At 70.6% G+C, this 23,077-nt stretch carries 25 protein-coding genes; 14 read left to right on the top strand and 11 right to left on the bottom strand.

Annotated features, from left to right (window positions below; genetic code table 11):
- Positions 1 to 96: 96 nt before the first annotated feature.
- From murQ to AA0Y20_RS01600, 5 genes are all read left to right on the top strand, one after another.
- Entirely contained in the window at positions 97 to 1,002 is a 906-nt protein-coding gene (murQ, locus tag AA0Y20_RS01620) for an N-acetylmuramic acid 6-phosphate etherase (RefSeq protein ID WP_412936902.1), read from the top strand.
- 58 nt (positions 1,003 to 1,060) lie between these two features.
- A complete protein-coding gene (locus AA0Y20_RS01615) occupies positions 1,061 to 2,596 on the top strand; it encodes a PTS transporter subunit EIIC (protein ID WP_412936900.1) in 1,536 nt (511 codons plus the stop codon).
- 15 nt (positions 2,597 to 2,611) lie between these two features.
- A complete protein-coding gene (locus tag AA0Y20_RS01610) occupies positions 2,612 to 3,670 on the top strand; it encodes a MupG family TIM beta-alpha barrel fold protein (protein WP_412936898.1) in 1,059 nt (352 codons plus the stop codon).
- Between the two features lie 110 nt (positions 3,671 to 3,780).
- A complete protein-coding gene (locus tag AA0Y20_RS01605; RefSeq protein WP_412936896.1) occupies positions 3,781 to 4,614 on the top strand; it encodes a phosphotransferase in 834 nt (277 codons plus the stop codon).
- Positions 4,615 to 4,755: 141 nt separating this feature from the next.
- Positions 4,756 to 5,760 (top strand): LacI family DNA-binding transcriptional regulator, encoded by a 1,005-nt coding sequence (locus AA0Y20_RS01600; RefSeq protein WP_413331881.1) that lies wholly within the window; start codon positions 4,756 to 4,758, stop codon positions 5,758 to 5,760.
- Positions 5,761 to 5,840: 80 nt separating this feature from the next.
- Here the strand turns inward: AA0Y20_RS01600 and AA0Y20_RS01595 are convergent, their stop codons facing one another.
- From AA0Y20_RS01595 to catA, 4 genes are all read right to left on the bottom strand, one after another.
- Positions 5,841 to 6,485, bottom strand: coding sequence for a TetR/AcrR family transcriptional regulator (locus AA0Y20_RS01595; RefSeq protein ID WP_412936892.1), 645 nt, complete (start codon positions 6,483 to 6,485; stop codon positions 5,841 to 5,843).
- Positions 6,486 to 6,614: 129 nt separating this feature from the next.
- A complete protein-coding gene (locus AA0Y20_RS01590; protein ID WP_412936890.1) occupies positions 6,615 to 7,022 on the bottom strand; it encodes a GNAT family N-acetyltransferase in 408 nt (135 codons plus the stop codon).
- The gene (locus AA0Y20_RS01585; RefSeq protein ID WP_412936888.1) at positions 7,019 to 7,582 is read right to left on the bottom strand and encodes a pyridoxamine 5'-phosphate oxidase family protein; all 564 of its coding nucleotides are present in this window, start codon (positions 7,580 to 7,582) and stop codon (positions 7,019 to 7,021) included. Before AA0Y20_RS01585 ends, AA0Y20_RS01590 begins: the two co-directional genes overlap by 4 nt.
- A complete protein-coding gene (gene catA, locus AA0Y20_RS01580; RefSeq protein ID WP_412936887.1) occupies positions 7,579 to 8,235 on the bottom strand; it encodes a type A chloramphenicol O-acetyltransferase in 657 nt (218 codons plus the stop codon). Before catA ends, AA0Y20_RS01585 begins: the two co-directional genes overlap by 4 nt.
- 56 nt (positions 8,236 to 8,291) lie before the next feature.
- On the opposite strand from catA, the gene AA0Y20_RS01575 reads away from it, so the two are divergent.
- Positions 8,292 to 8,693, top strand: coding sequence for an arsenate reductase ArsC (locus tag AA0Y20_RS01575; protein ID WP_412936885.1), 402 nt, complete (start codon positions 8,292 to 8,294; stop codon positions 8,691 to 8,693).
- Between the two features lie 95 nt (positions 8,694 to 8,788).
- On the opposite strand, the gene AA0Y20_RS01570 is transcribed toward AA0Y20_RS01575, so the two are convergent.
- Positions 8,789 to 9,304 (bottom strand): septum formation family protein, encoded by a 516-nt coding sequence (locus AA0Y20_RS01570; protein WP_412936883.1) that lies wholly within the window; start codon positions 9,302 to 9,304, stop codon positions 8,789 to 8,791.
- 86 nt (positions 9,305 to 9,390) lie between these two features.
- Positions 9,391 to 9,774: a DUF4406 domain-containing protein gene (locus tag AA0Y20_RS01565; RefSeq protein ID WP_412936881.1), complete on the bottom strand. Its 384-nt coding sequence runs from the start codon at positions 9,772 to 9,774 to the stop codon at positions 9,391 to 9,393.
- 45 nt (positions 9,775 to 9,819) lie between these two features.
- On the opposite strand from AA0Y20_RS01565, the gene AA0Y20_RS01560 reads away from it, so the two are divergent.
- The 3 genes from AA0Y20_RS01560 to AA0Y20_RS01550 all read left to right on the top strand — a co-directional run bounded on the left by AA0Y20_RS01560 (position 9,820) and on the right by AA0Y20_RS01550 (position 12,184).
- Positions 9,820 to 10,575, top strand: a complete 756-nt coding sequence (locus AA0Y20_RS01560) for a DeoR/GlpR family DNA-binding transcription regulator (protein ID WP_412936879.1) — start codon at positions 9,820 to 9,822, stop codon at positions 10,573 to 10,575.
- Between the two features lie 117 nt (positions 10,576 to 10,692).
- Positions 10,693 to 11,586, top strand: a complete 894-nt coding sequence (locus AA0Y20_RS01555) for an SDR family oxidoreductase (RefSeq protein WP_412936877.1) — start codon at positions 10,693 to 10,695, stop codon at positions 11,584 to 11,586.
- A gap of 103 nt (positions 11,587 to 11,689) precedes the next feature.
- Positions 11,690 to 12,184, top strand: coding sequence for a DUF1269 domain-containing protein (locus AA0Y20_RS01550; protein WP_412936875.1), 495 nt, complete (start codon positions 11,690 to 11,692; stop codon positions 12,182 to 12,184).
- Between the two features lie 57 nt (positions 12,185 to 12,241).
- Here AA0Y20_RS01550 and AA0Y20_RS01545 read toward each other — a convergent pair whose 3' ends face one another.
- From AA0Y20_RS01545 to AA0Y20_RS01535, 3 genes are read right to left on the bottom strand one after another with little or no spacing between them, the layout of a single operon-like run.
- A complete protein-coding gene (locus AA0Y20_RS01545; RefSeq protein ID WP_094260618.1) occupies positions 12,242 to 12,472 on the bottom strand; it encodes a helix-turn-helix domain-containing protein in 231 nt (76 codons plus the stop codon).
- On the bottom strand, positions 12,469 to 13,083 hold the full coding sequence (locus tag AA0Y20_RS01540; protein WP_412936873.1) for a hypothetical protein: 615 nt from the start codon (positions 13,081 to 13,083) through the stop codon (positions 12,469 to 12,471). The genes AA0Y20_RS01545 and AA0Y20_RS01540 overlap by 4 nt, the downstream gene beginning before the upstream one ends.
- Positions 13,083 to 13,844, bottom strand: a complete 762-nt coding sequence (locus tag AA0Y20_RS01535) for a hypothetical protein (protein WP_412936871.1) — start codon at positions 13,842 to 13,844, stop codon at positions 13,083 to 13,085. Before AA0Y20_RS01535 ends, AA0Y20_RS01540 begins: the two co-directional genes overlap by 1 nt.
- A 174-nt stretch (positions 13,845 to 14,018) precedes the next feature.
- Between AA0Y20_RS01535 and AA0Y20_RS01530 the strand changes: the two genes are divergently transcribed.
- The 3 genes from AA0Y20_RS01530 (at position 14,019) to AA0Y20_RS01520 (ending at position 18,231) form a co-directional block, all read left to right on the top strand.
- The gene (locus tag AA0Y20_RS01530; RefSeq protein ID WP_412936869.1) at positions 14,019 to 16,544 is read left to right on the top strand and encodes an ATP-dependent Clp protease ATP-binding subunit; all 2,526 of its coding nucleotides are present in this window, start codon (positions 14,019 to 14,021) and stop codon (positions 16,542 to 16,544) included.
- Between the two features lie 171 nt (positions 16,545 to 16,715).
- Positions 16,716 to 17,225, top strand: a complete 510-nt coding sequence (locus tag AA0Y20_RS01525; RefSeq protein ID WP_412936867.1) for a GNAT family N-acetyltransferase — start codon at positions 16,716 to 16,718, stop codon at positions 17,223 to 17,225.
- A 256-nt stretch (positions 17,226 to 17,481) separates the two neighbouring features.
- A complete protein-coding gene (locus AA0Y20_RS01520) occupies positions 17,482 to 18,231 on the top strand; it encodes a gamma-glutamyl-gamma-aminobutyrate hydrolase family protein (RefSeq protein ID WP_412936865.1) in 750 nt (249 codons plus the stop codon).
- Between the two features lie 130 nt (positions 18,232 to 18,361).
- Here AA0Y20_RS01520 and AA0Y20_RS01515 read toward each other — a convergent pair whose 3' ends face one another.
- Positions 18,362 to 19,246, bottom strand: coding sequence for a transglutaminase family protein (locus AA0Y20_RS01515; protein ID WP_412936863.1), 885 nt, complete (start codon positions 19,244 to 19,246; stop codon positions 18,362 to 18,364).
- Entirely contained in the window at positions 19,243 to 21,732 is a 2,490-nt protein-coding gene (locus tag AA0Y20_RS01510) for a circularly permuted type 2 ATP-grasp protein (protein ID WP_412936862.1), read from the bottom strand. Before AA0Y20_RS01510 ends, AA0Y20_RS01515 begins: the two co-directional genes overlap by 4 nt.
- Positions 21,733 to 21,830: 98 nt before the next feature.
- On the opposite strand from AA0Y20_RS01510, the gene AA0Y20_RS01505 reads away from it, so the two are divergent.
- Both AA0Y20_RS01505 and AA0Y20_RS01500 read left to right on the top strand, forming a co-directional pair.
- Positions 21,831 to 22,343, top strand: a complete 513-nt coding sequence (locus AA0Y20_RS01505; RefSeq protein ID WP_412936860.1) for an amino-acid N-acetyltransferase — start codon at positions 21,831 to 21,833, stop codon at positions 22,341 to 22,343.
- A 45-nt stretch (positions 22,344 to 22,388) separates the two neighbouring features.
- Positions 22,389 to 23,057, top strand: a complete 669-nt coding sequence (locus AA0Y20_RS01500; protein WP_412936858.1) for a hypothetical protein — start codon at positions 22,389 to 22,391, stop codon at positions 23,055 to 23,057.
- Positions 23,058 to 23,077 lie beyond the last annotated feature (20 nt).

Here is a 23,077-nt window from a genome sequence, read left to right as displayed (position 1 = left end):
CACAGATCTTGACAAAACATGCCGCTGAGAGCACTCTGTGTGAAACAAAGTGCCACGCGCTCGCTGCAAGCGCCGCGCACCCGACGAGGAGCACCCGTGACCCCCGCGAACCCGACCCCCGCCACCGAGACCGCCAACCCGCTCACGGACGAGCTCGACGCGATGTCCGTCGACGAGATCCTCCGCGTGATGAACGACGAGGATGCCGGTGTGGCCGGCGCCGTCTCGGTCGCGATCCCCGATGTCGCCCGGGCCGTCGACCTCGCGGTCGCCGCACTCGCGGCCGGTGGGCGTCTGATCTACCAGGGCGCGGGCACGAGCGGCCGGCTCGGAGTCCTCGACGCAGCCGAGTGCCCGCCGACGTTCGGCACCGACCCCGCTCAGGTCGTAGGCCTCCTCGCGGGTGGGCACGAGGCGATGTTCCGCGCGATCGAGGGGGCCGAGGACTCCCGTGAGCTCGGCGCCGGAGACCTGCTCGGCATCGGGCTCACCGAGCGCGACGTCGTCGTCGGCATCGCGGCATCCGGTCGTACGCCCTACGTCATCGGCGGACTCGACGAGGCCCGCCGCGTCGGCGCGGCGACGGTGGCTATCTCGTGCAGCCCGAACGCCGAGATCAGCGCCCACGCCGACGTCGCCATCGAGATCGACAACGGCCCCGAGGTGCTCACCGGCTCGACGCGGCTCAAGGCCGGCACGAGCCAGAAGCTCGTGCTCAACATGATCTCGACCGCGACGATGGTCCGGCTCGGCAAGGTCTACGGCAACCTCATGGTCGACGTGCGCCCGAGCAACGAGAAGCTCGTCGACCGCGCCGTCCGGATCGTGCAGGCCGCCACCGACTGCGACGCCGCCACGGCCCGCCGCGCGCTCGACGAGGCCGACGGGCACGCCAAGACCGCGATCGTCGCGATCCTCTGCGACGTCGACGCAGCGACCGCCCGCGAGCGGCTGAGCGCGGGCGCGGGCTTCGTGCGCGAGGCCGTGCGCGGTCGCGACTGACCTGCTTCCCCGAACCCCGCACCCGACACCCGAGTCCCGTCCGCCGGAAGGAATCACCGTGGATTACCCCGAACTCAGCGAGGAGATCCTGCCGCTCGTCGGCGGCTCGCAGAACATCGCCTCGTACACCAACTGCATGACGCGTCTGCGGCTGAACCTGCACGACCCGTCGAAGGCGGATGTCGCGGCGCTTCGGCGCCTGACCGGCGTGATGGGCGTCGTCGACGGGCCGCAGCTGCAGGTCGTCGTCGGTCCCGGGCATGCGCAGCGTCTGCGCGACGCCTTCGCGGAGGTCGTCGACGCGCCCGCCGAGGCTCCCGTCGACGATCCCGAGGACGAGGTCGCTGACATCGCGGCGGCCGCGACGGGGAGTCGGGCAGAGGGCGCGGGGGCAGTCGGCGGGGGCGAGCCCGTCGACGCCGCGACCGATCTGCGCACGCTGCAGCAGAAGAACACCCAGAAGGTGAAGTCGCGGCAGACCTCGCGCGTGCACGGCCTCTTCCGGCACATCGCGAACATCTTCGTGCCGATCATCCCCGGGTTCATCGCTTGCGGACTCGTCGTGGCGATCGGCAACATCTGGAAGCTCATCGACCCGAGCGTCGCGACCAATGCGTGGTTCCTCGTGTTCGCGGCCCTCGGCACGATCGTCGTCGCCTCGCTCAACCTCATCGTGGGACTGAACACGGCGAAGGAGTTCGGCGGCACGCCCGTGCTCGGCCTCATCGCCGGCGCCATCTCGTATCTTCCGGCGCTCGCCGGGATCGCCGCGACGACCGCGGCGGACGGCACGGTCACCCCCGCTCAGCCGCTCGTTCTCCCGCTCTTCGGTGAGCTCAAGCCCGCGCTCGGCGGCATCATCGGCGTCATGGTCACGGCGTGGCTGTTCACCGTGATCGAGAAGTGGATCCGCAAGCGCGTTCCCGCCTGGGCGGACCTCTTCGTCGTGCCGGTCGTGACCCTCCTCGCCGGAGCCGTCGTCTGCATCTTCGTGATCATGCCGATCTCGGGCCTGCTCATGCAGGGCATCAACTGGCTGCTCATCGACTTCGCCCTCGAGCGCGGCGGCGTCGTCGGCGGATACCTGCTGTCGTCGCTGTTCCTGCCGCTCGTCATGCTCGGCATCCACCAGGGTCTGACGCCCATCCACGCTCAGCTCATCACCGACCACGGGTTCACCGAGCTGCTGCCGGTGCTCGCGATGGCCGGCGCCGGCGAGGTCGGCATGGCGATCGCGATCTTCCTGAAGACCAAGAGCACCCGGCTGAAGAACATCATCCGCGCCGCCCTGCCGATCGGTGTGCTCGGTGTCGGTGAACCGCTGATCTACGGCGTCTCGCTGCCGCTGTTCTACCCCCTCATCACGGCGTGCCTCGGCGGCGGCTTCGGCGGAGCGTTCGTCGCCTTCGGCATCCAGGCCACCGGCGGGTTCGGTGCCGGGGCCCTCGGCCTCTCGGGCGTGCTGATGACCGCCGTCATCACCAACGGGGCGTGGCTCTGGTACGTCGGCGGCCTGGTGATCTCGTACATCATGGGCTTCGTCCTGACCTGGTTCTTCGGGTTCAAGGAGCACATGGTCGAGCGGCTCGGCTGAGTGAGGAGCGCCCGGATGCTGTTCTCGATCTACCCCACGGATGCCGCCGAGACCCGGCGGGCCGTCATCGACCAGGTGCTCGCGACCGCGCCGCGCGCGACACCGACCGGTTCGGGCGACGAGCGGATGCTGTTCACCTCGCTGCACATGGTCGACACCGGCGAGCTCGCCGCGTTCGGCGATGTGCTGCGCGCTGCGCACGACGACGACGGTGTGACCTTCTGCGCCGACGTCTCGCCCGTCGCGCTCGAGCACGTCGTCGCCGGTGACGAGGGGTGGGGGTGGCTCGCTCGTCGAGGCATCACGATGCTGCGCCTCGACTACGGATTCGACGCCGACGAGATCCGCCGGGTCGCCGCGGCGTCGGGATGCCGCATCGCCGTCAACGCGAGCACGGTCGATGCGGGGTTCCTCGACGAGCTCGCGGGACTGCCCGTGGCCGGATGGCACAACTTCTACCCGCGACCCGAGACCGGGCTCACCCCGTCGTTCCTCGTGGCGCAGTCGCGGCTGTTCCTCGACCGGGGGATGCCGGTGCTGGCGTTCATCCCGGGCGAGGGGGAGCTTCGCGCGCCGCTGCACCTCGGCCTCCCGACACTCGAGGAGCAGCGGCACCGCAACGCCTGGCGCTCGTACCTTCAGCTGCGACGGCTCGTCCCCGAGGCGATCGTCGTCTGCGCCGAGGGGGCGGTGGCCGACGACCACGCGGCCTGGATCGCGGAGTTCGAGGCGACCGGGACGGTGACGCTGCCGGTCGTGGGACTGGATGCCGCGGCATCCGTCCTGCTCGAGCGGCCCTGGCGGCTGCGGGTCGAGGATGCGGCGGCATCCTTCCGGCTCGACGAGACGCGCGGCGGCATCCGGCCGTCCCGCATCCGCAATGCCGACGCGCGCGAGTGCGGCAGCCTGCAGGTCGACCTCGATGCCTACGGGCGCTATCGCGGCGAGGTGCACCTCATGCGGGTCGACCGTCCGCTCGACGCGGGCCAAGCCCGCATCGGCGAGGTCGCCGCGCCGTACCGCGGCATCGTCGACGACCTGCGCCCCGGTCAGACCGTCCGCCTGATCCCCTGATCCCCCGGCCTCACCCGTCGACTCGCCACGAAGTGCGGATGCGGGCGGCCCTGCATCCGCAGTTCCTGGCGACTCGACGGTTCTGAGGGCGGGGACATACGCTCGGGGGCGTGCTGAACAGGGACGGGGACGGGGACGGGAAAAGGGGCGGGGAGGAACCGCTCGCGGGCGGCAACGCGAGCGGCAGCGTCGTGCGCATCGGTGACACCGTGCGCAAGGCATGGACGGCCTCGACGCCCAGCGTCGTCGCGTTCGTCGACGCGCTCCGTGCGCGGGGCGTCGATGCGCCCGAGCCTCGCGGCCGGGACGACGCCGGCCGGCAGGTGACCGAGTTCATCGACGGCGTGCTCGCGATCGACGCCGGTCCGATGGACCTCGTCCAACTGCATCGCGTGGGCGCGCTCGTGCGCCGCATCCACGACGCCGCGGCGACCTTCGTCGCTCCCGAGGGTGCGATCTGGGAGACGGCCATCGCCGCTCCGGGCGACGAGCTGGTGTGCCACAACGACCTCGCCCCATGGAACCTGGTGCTGGGGGAGCGCTGGGTCTTCATCGACTGGGATGCCGCTGCTCCCAGCACGCGCCTGTGGGACCTCGCCTACGCGGCGCAGGCCTTCGCCATCGGTGACCCCGCGGAGGACCCGGCGGTGTCCGCCGAGCGCCTGCGCTCCTTCGTCGACGGGTACGACGCCTCGACCGCGCTCCGCGCGCAACTGCCGGATGCCATGAGCCGTCGCGTCGCTGCGATGCACACGTTGCTCGAGAGCTCGCACCGCGCCGGCCGCGAACCGTGGGCGACGATGTACGTCGAGGGTCACGGCGCGCACTGGGCCGCGGTTCGCGATGTCATCGACCGCCACCTCCCGCTCTGGTCCCGCGCCCTGCGCCCGACCCCCACCCCCGCCCCCGCCCCCGCCCCCACCCCGTCGACTCGCCAGGAATAGCGGCTCCGGGCCCCGCCGCATCCGCACATCCTGGCGAGTCGACCGGACGGGAACGTGGTACGTAGCACTAATACGTAGTATCAATCGCAGGAAGCCGTCGTCGGGGAACGTCGGTAGAGTCACATGCCAGGAAAGGCAGTCATGGGGAAACGGCCCACCAGCCGCGACGTCGCAGCCCGCGCGGGAGTATCGCAGTCGACCGTCTCGCAGGTCTTCACCGGACGTGCCGGCATCTCCGCGGCCACGCGTGAGCGGGTGCTCGAGGCGGCGCGCGAGATCGATTACCGTCCGAACCTCGCGGCGCGCTCGATGCGCACGACCCGAACCGGTCGCCTGGCGGCGGTGCTTCCGATCACCGCTTTCCATTCGGCTCCGCTCATCGCCGGCACGATCGAACGCGCGCGAGCCGCGGGCTACGACGTCGAGGTGCAGAGCATCCCCAACGCACCGGACCAGCGTCGTCCGCGATTGCTGGAGATGATCGACTCACGCCAGTTCGAAGGCATCCTCTGCTACGCGCCCGTCCCGGGGGACGATCTCGTGCGTGTCGATCCGAACGTCCCGGTGCTGACCCTGGCGGAGTTCGACGACGACATGCGCGTCTCCGGCGAGATGCTCGACGTCCACCCCCTGGAGAGCATGGTCGAGCGGCTCGCCGAACTCGGACACCGTCGGTTCCTGCACGTCACGGGTGCGCGCAGCTATCCGTCGGCGGATGCGCGGCGCCGGGCCTACGAGGCGACGGTCGCCCGTCTGGGCGTGCAGTCCGTCGGAGTCGTCGAGGGCGACTGGAGTGCGCAGTCCGGGCTCGACGCGATCCGCTCGCTCGAGGCGAGCTCGCTCCCGCTCGCGGTCATCGCCGCCAACGATTTCATCGCGACCGGCGTCATCCGGGGGGCGGTCGAGCGAGGGTGGACGGTCCCGGGCGACGTCAGCGTCACCGGGTGGGATGACTCGCCGACGAGCGCGTTCCAGACGCCCTCCCTCACGAGCGTCTCCATGGACTACGTCGAGCTCGGCCGCCGCACCGCCGACCGGCTCATCGCTCTCATGCGCGGCGAAGAGCCGCCATCGGTCACCGGTCCGCTCCAGCACGTGGTCTGGCGCGAGTCGACCGCCGCTCCGCGTCCCGGCCCGTCCTCCTGACGTCGACTCGCCAGGTTCTGCGGGTCCGAGCCACCCGGCACCCGCCGTTCCTGGCGACTCGACGGTGTCAGGGGGCAGGGTCAGGGGGAGGCGCGGCGGGGCGGGGCGAGGTCTTCGATCAGGAACTCGTCGAAGCAGGCGCGCAGCTCATCGGCCATGTCGAGAACCGTGCGATCGAGCAGCCATTGGATCTGGAGGCCGTCCCACACCGCGATCGATCGCGCCGCGGCGCTGGGGATGTCGACCCCCGCGCGCAGGCCGCCCTCGGATCGGATGACGCCGAGCGCGTCGACCACGGCCTGCCTGCTGGTCTCGTAGCGCTGGCGGAAGAAGTCGTGCGCGGGGTGGTCGGGTGACGTGGCCTCCGCCGACAGGGTGCAGAACAGCTCGATGACCCCCGGGATCGTCGAGTTGTAGTCGGCGAGGGCGACGAGGTCCTCCAGGGCGCGGCGTCCCGAGTGCTGTTCGAACTCGAACCTGCTGCGCGCCAGGTCATCCCGGTGGTCGAGCACCGCGAGCAGCAGCTCGGCCTTGTTCCGGAAATGATGCAGCAGCCCGGCCTCGCTCATGTCGACGCGCTCGGCGATGTCGCGGAGTGAGCCCTTCCGGTACCCCGCGCTCGCGAACACGGCGAAGGCCGCGTCGAGGATCCGCGTGCGGGTGCGGGCGCTCTTGGCGTACGGCCCGCGGGCGGTGGTTCGGGGCGTCTGGGTCACGCGCGGCATCCCCTCATCCTGGCGGCAACCGCCGTCCCGTGCAGGGCTCGTGCGCGAGAACGGCGCGTGTCGGTCGCGATCGGCGCGTCGCGAGCCGTCGAACCGACACCTCACCGGCGCTCGTGCGGGGCGTCCGGGTCAACCGGCGTCGACGATCTCCATGCCCGGGCCCTCGGCGGAGCGGGCAGCGAAGCCGTGACGTTCGTAGAACGCGGCCCGGCCGCGCGCGGCGAAGAGCTGGATGTCGCTGACCCCGCGTCTGCGTGACTCGTCGACCAGCATCCGCAGGATCTCGCTTCCGATGCCCGCGCCTCGCGCGGAGGTCGCCACGATCATCTCGGTGACGAACGCGTGCAGCGCGCCGTCGCTGATCAGCCGGCCGATGCCCACCAGCTTCCCGTCGTCGTCGCGCGCTGAGCACACGACCCAGCTGCCCGCGAGGGCGCGCTCGAAGGTCTCGGGCGACCACTCGGCCCAGCCGGTCTCGGCGTAGAGCGTCGCGAACTCGGCGGTAGTGGGCGGTGTCAGGGAGTAGTGCACCGTCATGCCGCGCCTCCGAGAAGCGCGTGCCGCCAGGTCGCCCCGTCGCGTTCGTAGACGACACGGGTATGGCGACGGTCGAGCGACCCCTGCCAGAACTCCACGCGGGTCGCCTCGAGACGCCAGAGCGCCCAGTCGCCGTCCGCGACGTCGCGGCGGGCGGCTGCCGACCGGGCGGCGAGGTCGGCTGCGGTGTCCGCCGCTTCGGCCTCGCGCACCGGACCGCGCACGCGCACCGCCCGCATCACCGGCTGCCACCAGAACGCCAGAGCAGCCGCAGGGTGGTCCGCGAGCTGCCCGCCCTTCGCTGACGAACGCGTGCTCGCGAACGCCCACCCCCGCTCGTCGACGTCCTTGACGATCAACGTCCGGGCATCGGGGATGCCGTCGGCATCGACCGTCGCCAGGGTCGCGGCGTGAGGCTCGGCGACGCCCGCGGATGCCGCGGCGCGGATCCAGGTCTCGAACAGTGCTCCGGGTGAGGCCGGGAGTCGCTCGGTGTCGAACTCCGGAGGACGTCCGGTCAGCGACGGTTGCGAGCGCAGCCACTCGCGCAGCGCGCTCATGCCGCGAGCCAGCTCGGGTCGGAGAGGAGACCGCGCAGCTCGTTGATAAGCCGGGCGGTGTGGAAGCCGTCGGCTGCGGCGTGGTGCACCTGCACGGCGACAGGAAGCCACGTGCGATCGTCGCGCTCGTGGTACCGCCCGAGCGTGAAGATCGGCGCGAGGTGGGCTCCGACGCCCTCGACGTTCAGATTGAACCCGGTGAAGTCGGTCCACGGCAGGCTCGACACATCGAAGCTGTTCGGAGGCGGCGGGCCCTGCGGGAAGAGCTCGGTGCTGCCGGCGTGATCGGCGATCACCCGGGCCGCGGCGTCGTGAAAACGGCCGAAGTCGCTGTCGAAGGCCACTGACACACTCGAGAAGGTCTCGGTCTCGGCGTGGAAGATCGTGAACGACGGATGGGCCTCCGGCCATACCGCGGGAGCGCCGTCGGCGGTGAGCGTCATGCGGAACTCCGGGTGACGGTTGACGATCGATCCGATCGCCCAGACTTGCGCGATGTAGGTACGACGCCCGGAGGTGCGCACCGCCGCGACGAAGTCCGTCACGTCGATATCGACCGTCATCGAGTAGCTGCAGCGAACAGACCGGAGGTAGTGCTCGAAGTGCTGCCGGCGCGGCCATGCGTCGAGGTCGATGAGGGTGGGCGCGTTCATGACCTCATCCTCCCAAAGTCGCCGTCGCGCCGCCGATGCGCGAGAGTAGAGGCACCATGACCGACACCACGCCCTCCGTCCTCTTCGTCTGCGTGCACAACGCCGGTCGGTCGCAGATGGCGGCAGGCTTCTTGCGTGACCTCGCGGGTGAGCGCATCGAGGTCCGCTCGGCCGGATCCATGCCCGCTGAGCAGATCAACCCGGTCGCGGTCGAGGCGATGGCCGAGCTCGGCATCGACATCACCGCGGAGCAGCCGAAGGTGCTCACGACCGAGGCGGTGCAGGCGTCCGACGTCGTGATCACGATGGGATGCGGCGACGCGTGCCCGTACTTCCCCGGCAAGCGCTACGAGGACTGGAAGCTCGACGACCCGGCCGGGCAGGGCATCGATGCCGTCCGCCCCATTCGCGACGACATCCGCGAGCGCATCCGTCGGCTGGTCGACGAGCTCGTCTGACGGAACTGCCCCCCGAAACGACGACTGCCCGGGATGGACGGTGGTCCACCACGGGCAGTCGGTTCAGCCGCCGGAGGGCGGTACCGAGAAAAGTGTCAGCGCGCGGCGCCGGCGAGGGTGCCGGTCACCTGGCCCTGCGGGTCGCCGATGAGGCAGAGGATCTCGCGGTCGCCGGCATCCCAGCTTCCCTGGGTGGGGACGTAGTAGTTGAAGCCGAGGACCGACTCTTCGTACGAGATGCCGACGAACGGTGCGAAGGCGTCGTAGCAGACCTGCTCTGCCTCGGTCTGAGCCGCCTCGACTCCGGGGAACTCGTCGGCGTCGATGTCCTGTGCGTGGTACGCCTCGAGGTCGTGGGCCTCGCTGCACGGGACGGTGGGCGTCTCGGTGACCTCGGTGTCGGCCGTGCCGGAGTCGAGCATGCAGTCGCCGACGCGGATCGCGAAGACGTCGGTGCTCGCGTTCGACTCCGCGATCGCGCCGGACTCGTCGCGGACGGGGGCAGCGGCTCCGCCACCGCTGAAGGCGTTGAGAGCGGAGCAGCCGGTCGCGAGCAGAGCGACGGTCAGCGCGGCGGCGGGCAGGGCGAGGAGTCGACGAGCAGTGTTCACGTCGAACGACTCTATCCACTTTCCGCCGTTTCTGGGAAACCCTGATGATTTTCCTGAGTATTCATCGACCCGCCGCATGAAACGCTTCATGCGACGCCGGGGACATCTTCGAGGGAGGTATAGACGGGGATGCCCCGCTCACGGGCGATCGCGACATCCTGATCCGCACCGCGCGACTCGCCGGGCAGGCGGAGGACCGCGTCGCAGCGCTGCAGCAGACGGTGTGCGACGGGGTACATCACCTTCTCGGCCAGTGGATCGGTGGGGCCGGTCGCCCCGGCGCTCGTGAGCACGGGCAGCGCGACCCACTCACCGATCATCGGGATGTGACCTGCTGCGAAGAGGGGCCAGGCGGCCTCCTCCAGGCGGTCCAGGTTGCGCCGCATCAGCGCGGGGTCTCCGCCGGTGCCCGAGGCGTAGGGTCCGGCGATGAGGATCATGAGGGATGCCGTGGTGGCTGGTTCAGTCATAATCGAATAATATGCATAAACGTGCAAGAACGTGAAGGAGTCGGAATGCTCGCTGCATCGCGGAAGGATCTGCTGCTCGCGCGGCTGCGCGCCGACGGTCGCATCGTCGCCAAAGAGCTGGCCGCCGAGCTGGGAGTCTCCGAAGACAGCATCCGTCGCGATCTCCGCGAGCTGGATGCCGCCGGCCTCGCGGTTCGCGTCTACGGGGGAGCGGTTCCCGCGTCGCCCGCGGTCGTCGACTACGCGTCTCGGCAGGCGGTGGCCACCGAGAGCAAGCAGCGCATCGCGCGCTTCGCCGCAGGCCTGATCGAGCCCGGCAGCACGGTGATCGTGGATGGCGGCACCACCGCTCTCGCGACCGTGCGGGCGCTCGACCCGGCGGTGAGCTGCACGATCGTGACCCACAGCCCGACCGTCGCCGCCGCGCTGCTCGATCACGCGGCCGACGTCATCATCATCGGCGGGCGGCTCTTCAAGCACTCGGCGGTCGCGAGCGGGGCGGCGGCGGTGGAGGCCGCCCGCATGGTCCACGCCGACCGCTTCCTCCTCGGCGTCACCGGCGTCCATGCCGACGCGGGCCTGACCACCGGCGACGCCGACGAGGCGGCGATGAAGCGGGTGCTCGCGGAGCGGGCCGCCGAGACCTACGTCCTCGCCAGTGAGGAGAAGATCGGCGCCGTCTCACCCTTCGCGGTGCTTCCGTTCGAAGCGGTCACGGCGGTCATCGTCGACCCCGCGGCTCCGGCGAACAGCCTGGACGCGCTCGAACGCCACGGCGTGCCGTTGCTCCGTGCCGGGTGACGGCGTCTCGCGTGACGTCGGCGCGGCTGCTCGTTAGGCTGTGTCGCATGCAATGCCGGTGAACCGCCTCCGATCCCCATCCGCGCGTCGATGTCGACGCGATCGAAAGGTTCACCCATGCACTCTTCTCCTTCTTCTGCACGCGCGTTTCCGCTGAGCGGGAAGACGGCCCTCGTCACCGGCGTCTCGCGCCGCCGGGGCATCGGCTTCGCCGTCGCCACGACCCTCGCCGGGCTCGGCGCGAGCGTGGTCATCCATCACCACCAACCCCACGACCTCGACCTGCCGTGGGGCGGTGACGACCTCGACGCCGTACGCGACGGCATCCGTTCTCACCTCGTCGGCGATGCGCGCTTCTTCGACATCGCCGGCGACCTGAGCGTGCCGACGGCAGCCGCCGAGCTGATCGACGAGGCCGCTGCGGTCACCGGCGGGCTCGACATCCTCGTCTGCAACCACGCCAAGAGCGGCGACGACGGCAGCATCCTCGACATGACGCCTGCGCGTCTCGACGCCTTCTGGGACGTCAACACGCGCGCCACCCTCCTCCTCACCTCGGCGTTCGCCCGGCGCCTCGCCACGACGCCAGCGTCGGATACGCCGCGACGGCCCGGCGATCGGATCGCGGGTGCCAAACCCTACGAGTCGCCGCGCGGGAACGTCGTGTGGATGACGTCCGGCCAGATCCACGGCCCCATGGTCGGAGAAGTCGCCTATGCGACGAGCAAGGCCGCCCTCGCCGGCGCCACCAGAACGGTGGCCGCGGAGCTGCTCGAGCTCGGCATCGTCCTCAACACGGTCAATCCGGGACCGGTGAACACCGGCTACCTCGACCCCGAAACGAGCGACCGCTCTCTGGACGGCCTCGACGACTGGCTGGCGACGACGCCGTTCGGACGGGTGGGGCGGCCCCAGGACCCCGCTGACCTGATCGCCTGGCTGTGCAGCCCCGGCGGCGCGTGGCTCGTCGGGCAGGTGATCACGAGCGACGGCGGGTTCAGCCTGAGCTGATCGTCGCGGGCGTGCCGAGGCCGCCCGCGACCCCCCTTGTCGCCCCTCGGTCGCGCGGATACCGTCGCCCTCGAGGGGACCAGACACAGGGAATGAGGACGTCATGGCCGATTTGATCGTGATCGCATTCGACACCGAGGCGGATGCCGAGGCCGCGTACAACGAGATCCAAGTCCTCCAGAACGACCTCGTGGTCGAGCTCGCCGGGCTGGCGCTGGTCAAGGTCGACGACGAGGGCAAGACGAAGGTCGAGTATCCGGGCGTCGTCGGCAAGGTCGGTGCGGGTGCCGCGGGCGGGGCGCTGTTCGGCGCGCTGGTCGGCATCCTGTTCTTCGTGCCCATCGCCGGGCTCGTCTTCGGCGGCCTGTTCGGGGCGCTGTTCGCCGGTCTCGACAAGACGAATCTGGATGCCGAGTTCCGCGACCGCGTGAAGTCCGCGGTGTCCGCCGGGAAGTCGGCGGTCGTGCTCTACGCGACCAAGATCACGACGGACAAGTTCGCGTCGGCGCTCGCCGGTTACAACGGCACCGTCGTGCAGACCTCGCTGTCGGAGAAGGACGAGCGCGAGCTCATCCACGACCTCAGCGGCACGCGGTAATAGGCCGGCGCGCGATCGCGTCGGGGTGTCGATCGCCGCACCCCGACCCTTTCGTCGTCAGTCGGCCCGCACGAGCAGGTCGCCGATCTCGCAATCGAGGGCCCGGCAGATCGCCGACAGCGTCGAATAGCGGATGGCGCGGGCTCGGTCGTTCTTGAGCACCGAGAGGTTCACCACAGAGACGCCGACGATCTCGGACAGGCGCGTGAGGGTCATCCCGCGCTCGGCGAGCAGCTCATCGAGGCGGCAGTGGACGCCGCTCGGGCCTTCCTCGTCGGCCGGGCTCATACGAGTCCCTCGGTGTCGCGCTGAAGGCGCACACCGCGGCGGAACGCGATCGCGACCAGACCGACGGCCACGCCGACCGCCCAGGCCGGCGCATAGGACCAGAAGTCGAGGAAGTGCAGCGGCTCGCCCTCACCGACGCCCAGGGCGGCGAGGATGCCGTTGCGCCCGATGTTCTCGAGGATCAGCACCACGAGCCCGCCCCCGACGATGGACCACCCGATGACGTCGAAGGCGCGCGCGGTCGCGGGGACGAAGAACCGGCCGCGCAGGAAGCTCCGCGCGACGTACATCACCGCGAGGACCACGAGAAGGCATGCGAGGCCCCAGGCGACGATCGACCCGGCGAGCGCCGCCGCGGTGGCCCCGTCGACCCCGGGGGCGATGACGAGCGCGTTCTCGACGATGCCGTCGACGTATCCGTCACCCGATCCGAGCGACGCCGCGAACGGCTCGTCGTCGATGTCGATCCTCCAGGCGACGCCCGCGTCGCGGAAAGCGTCGAGGAACCGTGCGACGACTGACAGGACGACGGTGATCGCGGCGCCGATGCCGAGCAAGAGGACCGTGATCGCGTCGGCGGCGTCCGAGCGGGGTCCGCGGGTGAGCGTCATCACACCAGTCCTTTCGTCTCGCGCTGGAGTCGTGATCCGTACCGGAACACGGCGGCGAGAGCGGCGAGGCCGAGCCCCGCGGCGATCGGCCAGAACGGCAGGGTGACGTTCATCGTCGCCTGCGGCCACCAGGCGAACGGATCATCGATCCCCGGGATCTCGGTCCACCCCGCGCTGCCGCGCGTGAACAACTCGTGCGATGCCATGCTGCCGGCGATGTCCGAGAGCAGCTGGGCGGCGGTGCCGCCGGCGGCGACGATGACGGCCGTAGCCATCGTCATGCGCACGATGATGCGATCGAAGGCGCGTCCGGCGAGCAGCTGGAAGCACGCGACGGCGATGAGGGCGGCGATCGCGGCGGGGATCAGCGACCACAGCGCCTGTCCGGCCGTCCACAGGCCTCGCGCCAGCGGGCCGACCCCCGAGACGTCGACCTCGGCGACCATGAACCCGCCGCCGACGACTTCGGCCGTCGGGCCCGTGTCGATCGTGACACCCGGAAGCAGGTCGGGCCAGAAGCGTGCCACGGGAACGCTCATTCGCGGCGCATCGGCGGCGAGGTTCTGCACCACCGAGATGACCGCGCCGAGCAGGCTGAAAGCGGCCCAGAGTGCGGAGAGCGTGAGCGCCAGGCTCACTACGGGGGAGGTGTCGCCACGGCGGCGGGCGCGGGCCGCGGCGGCGACGAAGAGGGCGATCGCCACGATGAGCGCGGCAGCGGCGATCCACACGATCGGGCCGATGTTCCAGAGGCTCAGCATTCGGAGACCCTTCATATCGATAGTCGTTGTTATCGACAAACGTTATGGCCTGGACCTGCCGAGCGCAACCCCGCGTAACGCTATGCCGACGGCGAACACGGGCATACCCGTATCCGTGCCTGGTTACTCTCTTTCGTAAGCGCCCGGACTCCCGGCGCTCGAAGGAGGCTGACGATGTTCGAGAGATTCACGGATCGTGCCCGTCGCGTGGTCGTGCTCGCCCAAGAAGAGGCGAAGATGCTCAACCACAACTACATCGGGACCGAGCACATCCTCCTCGGCCTGATCCACGAGGGCGAAGGCGTCGCCGCCAAGGCCCTCGAGAGTCTCGGCATCTCGCTCGACGCCGTGCGCGAGCAGGTCCAGGACATCATCGGCCAGGGCCAGCAGCAGCCGACCGGTCACATCCCGTTCACGCCGCGTGCCAAGAAGGTCCTCGAGCTGTCGCTGCGCGAAGCGCTGCAGCTCGGACACAACTACATCGGCACCGAGCACATCCTCCTCGGCCTCATCCGCGAGGGCGAGGGCGTCGCCGCTCAGGTGCTCGTCAAGCTCGGCGCCGACCTGAACAAGGTGCGCCAGCAGGTCATCCAGCTGCTCAGCGGCTACCAGGGCAAGGAGCCCGCCGGCGCGACCGTCGGCGCGGGCGAGCAGACCCAGGCGCCGCAGGGCGGCTCGGCCGTGCTCGACCAGTTCGGGCGCAACCTCACGCAGGCCGCGCGCGACAACAAGCTCGACCCGGTCATCGGCCGCGAGAAGGAGATCGAGCGGGTCATGCAGATCCTCTCGCGCCGCTCCAAGAACAACCCCGTGCTGATCGGCGAGCCCGGCGTCGGCAAGACCGCCGTCGTCGAGGGTCTCGCCCAGGCGATCGTCAAGGGCGATGTGCCCGAGACGCTCAAGGACAAGCAGGTCTACTCGCTCGACCTCGGCTCGCTCATCGCCGGTTCCCGCTACCGCGGTGACTTCGAGGAGCGCCTGAAGAAGGTCACGAAGGAGATCCGCACTCGCGGCGACATCATCGTCTTCATCGACGAGATCCACTCCCTCGTCGGAGCCGGTGCGGCCGAGGGCGCGATCGACGCCGCCTCGATCCTCAAGCCGCTGCTCGCCCGGGGCGAGCTCCAGACCATCGGAGCCACGACCCTCGACGAGTACCGCAAGCACTTCGAGAAGGATGCCGCGCTCGAGCGCCGGTTCCAGCCGATCCAGGTCGGCGAGCCCAGCATCCCTCACGCGATCAACATCCTGAAGGGGCTGCGCGACCGCTACGAGGCGCACCACAAGGTGCAGATCACGGACGGTGCCCTCGTCGCCGCGGCGAACCTGGCCGACCGCTACGTCAGCGACCGCTTCCTGCCCGACAAGGCCATCGACCTGATCGACGAGGCCGGCGCCCGCCTGCGCCTGTCGATCCTGTCGTCCCCGCCCGAGCTGCGCGAGTTCGACGAGAAGATCGCGAAGGTCCGCGAGGACAAGGAGCGCGCGAGCGAGGAGCAGGACTTCGAGAAGGCCGCTTCGCTGCGCGACGAGGAGAAGTCGCTGCTCGCCGAGCGCCTGCGCCTCGAGAAGCAGTGGCGCTCGGGTGACGTGGCATCGCACGCGGTGGTCGACGAAGGCCTCATCGCCGAAGTGCTCGCCCAGGCCACCGGCATCCCGGTGTTCAAGCTCACCGAGGAGGAGACCAGCCGTCTCGTCTTCATGGAGAAGGCGCTGCACCAGCGCGTCGTCGGACAGGAAGAGGCCATCGCGGCTCTCTCCCGCACCATCCGCCGCCAGCGCGCCGGTCTGAAGGACCCCAAGCGTCCCTCGGGCTCGTTCATCTTCGCCGGCCCCACCGGCGTCGGAAAGACCGAGCTGGCCAAGGCGCTCGCCGAGTTCCTCTTCGACGACGAGGGCGCGCTGATCTCCCTCGACATGTCGGAGTACGGCGAGAAGCACACCGTCTCTCGTCTGTTCGGTGCCCCTCCCGGGTTCGTCGGCTTCGAAGAGGGCGGTCAGCTCACCGAGAAGGTGCGCCGCAAGCCGTTCTCGGTCGTGCTGTTCGACGAGATCGAGAAGGCCCACCCCGACATCTTCAACTCGCTGCTGCAGATCCTCGAAGAGGGTCGTCTGACCGACGGTCAGGGCCGCGTCGTCGACTTCAAGAACACCGTCATCATCATGACGACGAACCTCGGTTCGTCGGCTATCGCCGGTGGTCCGGTCGGCTTCCAGGTCGAGGGCAACGCGCAGACCAGCTACGAGCGGATGAAGGGCAAGGTCGACGAAGAGCTCAAGCGGCACTTCAAGCCCGAGTTCCTCAACCGTGTCGACGACGTCATCGTCTTCCCGCAGCTGAACAAGACCGAGCTCCGCCAGATCGTCGACCTGTTCACGAAGCGGCTCAGCGACCGTCTGCTTGACCGCGACATGACCGTCGAGCTGTCGGACTCGGCGAAGGACCGCCTCATCGAGATCGGATTCGACCCGACGCTCGGAGCCCGGCCGCTGCGCCGCGCCATGCAGCGCGAGGTCGAGGATCAGCTCAGCGAGAAGATCCTGCACGGCGAACTCAACGCGGGCGACCACGTGAAGGTCGACACCGAGGGCACGAAGTTCGTCTTCGAGACCGCTCCCCGCGAGGGCAAGGTCGCGGTCGGAGTCGGCGCAGCCGGCGAGATCGCCGCGACGCCCGACATCGCCGCGAGCGGCGACTGACCGGGATCGCGCGAGCGACCACACGTACGAAGGGGCGGATGCTGCGGCATCCGCCCCTTCGGCGTTTCGCGGGGGTGTCGGGTCGGGGTGTCCGGCCGGGTGCTGGTTCGGGGGCGGGGCCGGTTCTGGCTGCGGAGGGCTGCCGGTCGGCGGGTGCCGGAGAATGGCGGGATGCAGCCGAATGCCGTTGTGGTTCGTGCCGTCGACAGGCTGGATGCCGATTGGGCGGCCGTTTCCGGGCTGCTTCGCGACTACCACCTGCAGACGGAACGGGAGAAGGCCCGCCACGGGGTGGCTGAGCCCGGGGGTTCGGGTGCCGGACTTCCCGCGCGGTACCAGGCCGAGGTCGATGGCCCGGCCTCGGTGTTCGAGGAGGCCGATGTCGTCGTCGCCGAGAAGGACGGTCGTGCCGTGGGCATGATGGTGCTCCAGCGCTCCGGTCGTGACATCGAGGTGAAGCGGCTGTGGGTCGCACCCGCCGGGCGTCGCCAAGGGGTCGCGGCGGCTCTCCTGGCGTACGCGCGCGAGCATGCCGAACGCGCGGGAGCCGACGGGCTGCGGCTGTCGGTCTGGGATTGGCGGGCCGACGCGCTCGGACTCTACCGATCGCAGGGATTCGCCATCGAACCGTCGTGGGAGGCTCGCGAGCGTCTGGTCTGCTTGCGCCGTCCCTTGCCTTGATCTGTCCGCGCTCGTGGGCGCGCGTCTCCCCGCCGAGTCCTGCCCGCGGTGCCGTCGACAGGCTGAGGGCGGCCGGGCGCGTGATACTTGCTGCTTCGAGCCGGTTCAGCCTGTCGACGGGACGCCTGCGCGGTCACACTCGCGACCGCCGACCTCCGGCCACCGACGCCAGGCTTCCGGCGCGCGACGCGCGGCTCGCTCGAAGACCGCGTCTGCGTGTGACCGGCACGAAACACGACGGCTCTACGATCGGCGCGTGAGCAGCGAAGACGCCACGACGGCGCCCCGGCCCGTCATCGGCTTGACGACCTATCTCGAGCGAGCCCGCCAGGGGGTGTGGGACGTGCGGGCGAGCTTTCTGCCGCAGCAGTACTTCGACGGCGTGACGGCCTCGGGCGGGGCCGCCATCCTGCTGCCGCCACAGCCGTCGCCCGTACCGGCCGCCGACGTGGTGCTCGACCGGCTCGACGGGCTCGTGCTCACCGGCGGCCTCGACGTGCAGCCCGAGCTGTATGGGGCCGAGCGGCATCCTCTGACGGATCCGGCTCGGCCCGACCGCGACGATTGGGAGCTCGCGCTGCTGCGAGGCGCCCGCGAGCGCGGCATCCCGGTTCTGGGCATCTGCCGGGGACTCCAGCTCATCAACGTCGCGGCCGGCGGCACTCTCCATCAGCACCTGCCGGACGCGCTGGGCACCGATCGGTACCAGCTCGGCGGCGGCGTCTTCGCGCGGAACGACGTCGTGGTCTCGAGTGGGACCATGCTGTCTGAGCTCGTCGGGACGGGGTCGCTCACGGTGAGCAGCTACCACCACCAGGGCATCGACCGACTCGGCGACAATTTCGTGGTGTCGGCCCGCAGCAGCGAGGGCCTGCCGCAGGCGATCGAATCGCCCGGCTCCGACTTCCTGGTCGCGGTGCAGTGGCATCCCGAAGAGGATGCCGCCGACCGGCGTCTCTTCCTCGGCCTGGTCGCCGCGGCCACCGAGTACGCCGCGCGCCGCTGATCAGCCGGCGTGCCGGGATGCAAGCATTCGTGTCCGACACCCCGGAGATGGATGCCTCGACCCGGGGCGTCGCTTCGGATCCCTTGCATCCGCGCGCGGCGACGAAAGACGAGTGCGGGATGCCGTCGAGTCAGGCCTCGAGGGGAGCGACGTCGACCGAGACGCGCAGGGTCGAGGTCTTCGCCTCGGTGAAGATGATGCCCTTGACGGGCGATACGTCGCCGTAGTCCCGGCCCCACGCGACCGTGACGTAGCGGTCGTTCGCCCACTGGTCGTTCGTCGGATCGATCGCGAGCCACTGGTCGGTTCCCGGCAGCCACACCGCGAGCCACGCGTGCGAGGCATCGGCGCCGAAAACGCGCTCCTTGCCGGGCGGCGGCTGCGTCGCGAGGTACCCCGAGACGTAGCGGGCCGCGACCCCGTGCGAGCGCAGGCACGCCAGGGCGACGTGGGCGAAGTCCTGGCAGACGCCGGCCCGCTTCTCCAGCGCGTCGGCGACGGTGCTCGTCACGGTGGTCGCGGTGCTGTCGTAGTCGAAGTCGGTGTAGATCCGGTGCATCAGGTCGGTCGCGGCTTCGCCGATCGGGCGTCCCGGGGTGAGCGAGACCGCGCCGTAGGCGGCGGTGGCCTCGGACTGCGCGACGCGCGGCGAGGGCATCGCGAACTCGGCGGCGCGCCACGCCCCCTCCTGATCGGGATGCCGAAGCGGCCGGGCCGCCTCCCAGGGGAGCGCGAGCGCAGCCGAGTCGTACTCCGGTGCGGAGACGACGACCTCGCTGGAGGCCTCGATCGACAGGGCCTCGTGCGCGTCGGTGACATGGAAGTACGTCGACCAGTTGCCGTGATAGTCGGAGTCGCGGCGCATGTCTCCCGGGGCGGGGGAGACGACGACATCCGCCGCCCGCACCTGCTGACCCGGAAGATCACGCGGGATCAGATGGAACTGCCCGACGCTGTCTTCGACGGGAGCGCTGTAGGTGTAGGCGGTGCGATGCCAGACGCGGTACTGCTTCACGCGCGAGCCTCCATCAGTTCCTCGATGAGGGCGAGCGACGACAGCGCCACCGGGGGCGGACCGCTCTCGAAGTGCAGCTCGTCGACCGCGTCACCGAGCTGTTCGAGCTGCGCCGTGAGGTCGTCGAGCAACGTGCCGAGGGGCGATCGGATGCCGTCGACGGCATCCCCCAGGGCATCCGTGTCGAGCGTGTCGACCAAGGTCTCGAGGTCGTCGACCAGGCGTTCGGGTCGCGTCGAGCCCGTCGATGCGGGGGCAGCGGCCAGATGCGTCCGCAGCTCGGCGAGGCAGAACGCGAGCGAGCGGGGGTTGTCGGGGTCGCGCAGCAGCAGGTCGAGGACGTCGCCGAGGCGCACCGCCCCGCGGAAGCGGCGTCGGTGGGTGACGATGCTCTCCGATGCGGTGAGCAGCGCCTCGAGCACGGCTCGTTCGGTGCGCGAATCGCGACGGTCGACGACGACGCGCAGGATGTGGCATACCTGCAGTGCGCGCTCGAGGAACCGTCCCGCCTCGATGAAGTGCCACCCGGTGTCGCGCATCATGTTGGCGGTCACGCCCTGCAGCGACAGCACGACGGTGAGCATGCGTCCCGCCGACTCGGCCGTGCGGTGCGCATGGGGCGACGCCCGCAGCGCACGTGAGGCGCGTTCGATGCCGGCGAAGACGCGCCACGTGTCGCCGGACAGCTGATCACGGACGCCGTCGAGCGCGTCACGCAGCCGGCTGAGCGCGTGGGCGGTCGAGCCCGCGCGCGCGGCGTCGAGCAGCAGCGACCGGAAGTCGGCGTCGGCGGCATCCGGTCCGGGGCCGGCGAGCCGGTGGATCGCGTCGCGCAGCACCCGGGCGCTGGTGTGGCTGGCGTGGCCTGCGCCGGCGAGGTCGAGCTGCTGCTGCGCCGTGAGCACGAGGCGCAGCAGGTCCTCGGCTCGCTCGGCGTATCGTCCCGACCAGAACATGTCGTCGAGGGCGCGCGGGGCGATGCTCGGAGCGCTGCGGCCGCCCGGGAGGGGGCCGATCTCGATGAGGCCCTGGTCGGCGTCGCCCTCGGCAGCCTTCAGGACCCACACGTCCTTCGTGGTCGGTACGGCGTCGGGGCTCTCGCGCACGGTGGCGAGGCCGCCGAGGAGGGGGCGGTACGCCGAGCCGTGGCGCAGGGTGAACGCGCGGAAGATCAGCGCCCGGGCGCGCGCCCCCTCGCCGGTCCACACGGGGGCCTGCGAGAGCGGCAGCAGCTGCTGGCCGACGTAGCGGTGCGGTGCGGCCTCGATGCGATCGGCGACGGCCGCGGCATCCCGTCCCGCGAGGTCGCGGCGCGATCCGTCGAGCGTGCGCACGATCAGGGCGGGGTCCTCGGAGCGGACGCGGTCGAGCACGGTCGCGCGCGCCTCGTCGTCGCCGCACCACCACGTCGGCACGGCGGGCAGGCGCAGCTGCTCACCGAGGAGGGCTTCGCACGCGGCGGGCAGATAGGGCAGCAGTGCGGGGTTCTCCAGGACGCCGGCGCCCAGCCCGTTCACGAGCCGCACGGTCCCGCGTCGCACCGCCTCGGTGAGACCGGCGACGCCCAGGCGCGAGTCGGAGCGCAGCTCGAGAGGGTCGCACCACTCCGCGTCGACGCGGCGCAGGATGACGTCGACCTGCTCGGTCGGTTCTCGGCGCGGCCATCCGGTGGGCTTCATCCACACGCGGCCCCCGCGCACGACCAGGTCGCTGCCCTGCACGAGCGACAGGCCCAGGCCTCGCGCCAGGAACGCCTGGTCGAACGCGGTCTCGGAGTGCGGGCCCGGGGTCAGCACGACCACGCGAGGCTCCGTGACGCCCTCGGGCGCCGACGCAGCCAGCGTCGCGTGCAGGGCCGAGAAGTACGGCTCCATGCGGTGCGGGTCGCTCTGCTGGTACAGGTCGGGGAGCACCTGCGAGATCACGCGGCGGTTCTCCATCGCGAACCCGAGCCCGGACGGAGCCTGCACGCGGTCGGCGAGCACCCGCCATTCGCCGTCGGCGTCGCGACCGAGATCGGTGCCCGACAGCAGCAGCGGATGTCGGTTGGCCGCGGTCGCCCGCGCGAGGGGGCGAAGGAATCCCGAGTGGCCGAGGACGGCCGCGGCGGGGACGATCCCGGACGACAGCAGGGTCTGCGGTCCGTACAGATCGGACAGCACGGCGTTCAGCAGCTCGGCGCGCTGGGCGAGGCCGGTCTCGAGCCGCGCCCAGCTGGCCGCGTCGACGACGAGGGGCACCGGATCGAGCTGCCACGGCTGGGCGCCGCTGTCGGGCCGGACATAGGTGACGCCGTCGTCGGCCAGGAAGCGGGTGATCTCGCCCTCGACACGGGCCAGTTCGGACGGTGTCAGGGCTAGCGCGAGGCCGGCGAGCGACTGCCAGGCGGGTCGGAGCCCGCCGTCGGCGTCGACCACCTCGTCGTAGCGCGAGAGGTCGGCGGGCCCGTGGGCGAGCGACGACAGCGGCAGTGTCGGTTGGGACACTGCGGCTGCGTAGTCACGGAGCACGCTCACGTCGGCACTCCAAAGCGGGAGGGATCTCGGGCTGAGGCAACCTTACCGGCGCGGACTATCGTTGAGGTGTGACCTCCGACCACCCGGCCTTCGTGGTCCGCCCGGCGCGGGCGAGCGACGTCCGCGCCATCCGCGAGATGCTCGACCCCTGGGTCCAGCGGCGCATCCTCCTCGGCAAGGATCTCGTCGTGCTGTACGAGTCGGTGCAGGAGTTCGTCGTCGCCGAGGCTGACGGCCAGCTGATCGGATGCGGCGCCCTCCACGTCATGTGGGAGGACCTCGGCGAGGTGCGCACCCTCATCGTGGTCGACGAGTGGCTGCACCGCGGGGTGGGCGGCGCGATCGTCGACCGCCTCGAGCAGGGCGCTCGGGAACTCGGCCTGTCGCGGCTGTTCTGCCTCACCTTCGAGGTCGACTTCTTCGCGCGGCGCGGGTTCGAGGCGATCGGCGAGCAGGTCGTCGACGCCGACGTCTACTCCCAGCTGCTCCGGAGCCCCGACGAGGGCATCGCCGAGTTCCTCGACCTCGCGCACGTCAAGCCGAACACCCTGGGCAACACCCGGATGCTCAAGCGCCTCTAGGCGTGCCGCCCCGGCGGCATCCGGACCGCGCCCTACCCTGGCTTCATGACCGACACGCCGCCCCGACGCCGTCACTCGCCCGCGGTCTACCGCCGCCGACGTCTCGCGCTGCTGCTCGTCGTGCTGCTCGTCGTCGCGGCCGTCGTGCTCGCGATCTGGCGGCCGTGGGAGGGCGCAGCGGCGGGTGGCGTGCCTGCGCCGGCCGCGTCGTCGGATGCCGGCGAGACACCGGCATCGCCGCCGGCGGATCAGCCCACCCCCGCGGCATCCCCCAGCTCGCCTGAGCCGTCGTCGGACGCCACGCCCGCGGAGGTCGAGGCGTGCTCGGCTCGCTCGGTGCAGGTCTCGGCGGTCACGGACAAGGACTCCTACGGTGCCGGAGAGCTGCCTCAGCTGTCGATCTCCCTGACGAACTCGGGCGCGGAGCCGTGCCTGCTCAACGTCGGCACGGCGACGCAGAAGCTCACGGTGTCGAGTGGTCCCGACGTCTGGTGGCGGTCGACAGACTGCCAGAGCGAGTCGAGCGATCAGGTCGTGCAGATCGACCCGGGCCAGACGGTCTCGAGCGTCACCCCGATCACCTGGGACCGCACCCGCTCGTCGGTCGACAGCTGTGACGGCGACCGGCCGGCAGCGCCCGCGGGCTACTTCAACCTCGCGGTGGAGATCGGCGGGCTCGCGGCGCAGCAGGAGCGCCAGTTCGTCCTCCGCTGACGCATCCGGGTCGGTGAGAC

The sequence above is a fragment of the Microbacterium pratiae genome (assembly GCF_047302165.1).
GTDB lineage: Bacteria > Actinomycetota > Actinomycetes > Actinomycetales > Microbacteriaceae > Microbacterium.
This window is presented reverse-complemented; position numbering and strand designations above follow the sequence as displayed.

Excerpts from the sequence above, each read along its gene's own strand:
- AA0Y20_RS01575 (WP_412936885.1), top strand. The coding sequence starts at position 8,292 with ATGACCGACACCACGCCCTCCGTCCTCTTCGTCTGCGTGCACAACGCC.
- AA0Y20_RS01560 (WP_412936879.1), top strand. The coding sequence starts at position 9,820 with ATGCTCGCTGCATCGCGGAAGGATCTGCTGCTCGCGCGGCTGCGCGCC.
- AA0Y20_RS01590 (WP_412936890.1), bottom strand. The coding sequence starts at position 7,022 with ATGACGGTGCACTACTCCCTGACACCGCCCACTACCGCCGAGTTCGCG.
- AA0Y20_RS01595 (WP_412936892.1), bottom strand. The coding sequence starts at position 6,485 with ATGCCGCGCGTGACCCAGACGCCCCGAACCACCGCCCGCGGGCCGTAC.
- AA0Y20_RS01550 (WP_412936875.1), top strand. The coding sequence starts at position 11,690 with ATGGCCGATTTGATCGTGATCGCATTCGACACCGAGGCGGATGCCGAG.
- catA (WP_412936887.1), bottom strand. The coding sequence starts at position 8,235 with ATGAACGCGCCCACCCTCATCGACCTCGACGCATGGCCGCGCCGGCAG.
- AA0Y20_RS01540 (WP_412936873.1), bottom strand. The coding sequence starts at position 13,083 with ATGACGCTCACCCGCGGACCCCGCTCGGACGCCGCCGACGCGATCACG.
- AA0Y20_RS01610 (WP_412936898.1), top strand. The coding sequence starts at position 2,612 with ATGCTGTTCTCGATCTACCCCACGGATGCCGCCGAGACCCGGCGGGCC.
- AA0Y20_RS01500 (WP_412936858.1), top strand. The coding sequence starts at position 22,389 with ATGACCGACACGCCGCCCCGACGCCGTCACTCGCCCGCGGTCTACCGC.
- AA0Y20_RS01530 (WP_412936869.1), top strand. The coding sequence starts at position 14,019 with ATGTTCGAGAGATTCACGGATCGTGCCCGTCGCGTGGTCGTGCTCGCC.
- AA0Y20_RS01565 (WP_412936881.1), bottom strand. The coding sequence starts at position 9,774 with ATGACTGAACCAGCCACCACGGCATCCCTCATGATCCTCATCGCCGGA.
- AA0Y20_RS01545 (WP_094260618.1), bottom strand. The coding sequence starts at position 12,472 with ATGAGCCCGGCCGACGAGGAAGGCCCGAGCGGCGTCCACTGCCGCCTC.
- AA0Y20_RS01600 (WP_413331881.1), top strand. The coding sequence starts at position 4,756 with ATGGGGAAACGGCCCACCAGCCGCGACGTCGCAGCCCGCGCGGGAGTA.
- AA0Y20_RS01525 (WP_412936867.1), top strand. The coding sequence starts at position 16,716 with ATGCAGCCGAATGCCGTTGTGGTTCGTGCCGTCGACAGGCTGGATGCC.
- AA0Y20_RS01585 (WP_412936888.1), bottom strand. The coding sequence starts at position 7,582 with ATGAGCGCGCTGCGCGAGTGGCTGCGCTCGCAACCGTCGCTGACCGGA.
- AA0Y20_RS01555 (WP_412936877.1), top strand. The coding sequence starts at position 10,693 with ATGCACTCTTCTCCTTCTTCTGCACGCGCGTTTCCGCTGAGCGGGAAG.
- AA0Y20_RS01535 (WP_412936871.1), bottom strand. The coding sequence starts at position 13,844 with ATGCTGAGCCTCTGGAACATCGGCCCGATCGTGTGGATCGCCGCTGCC.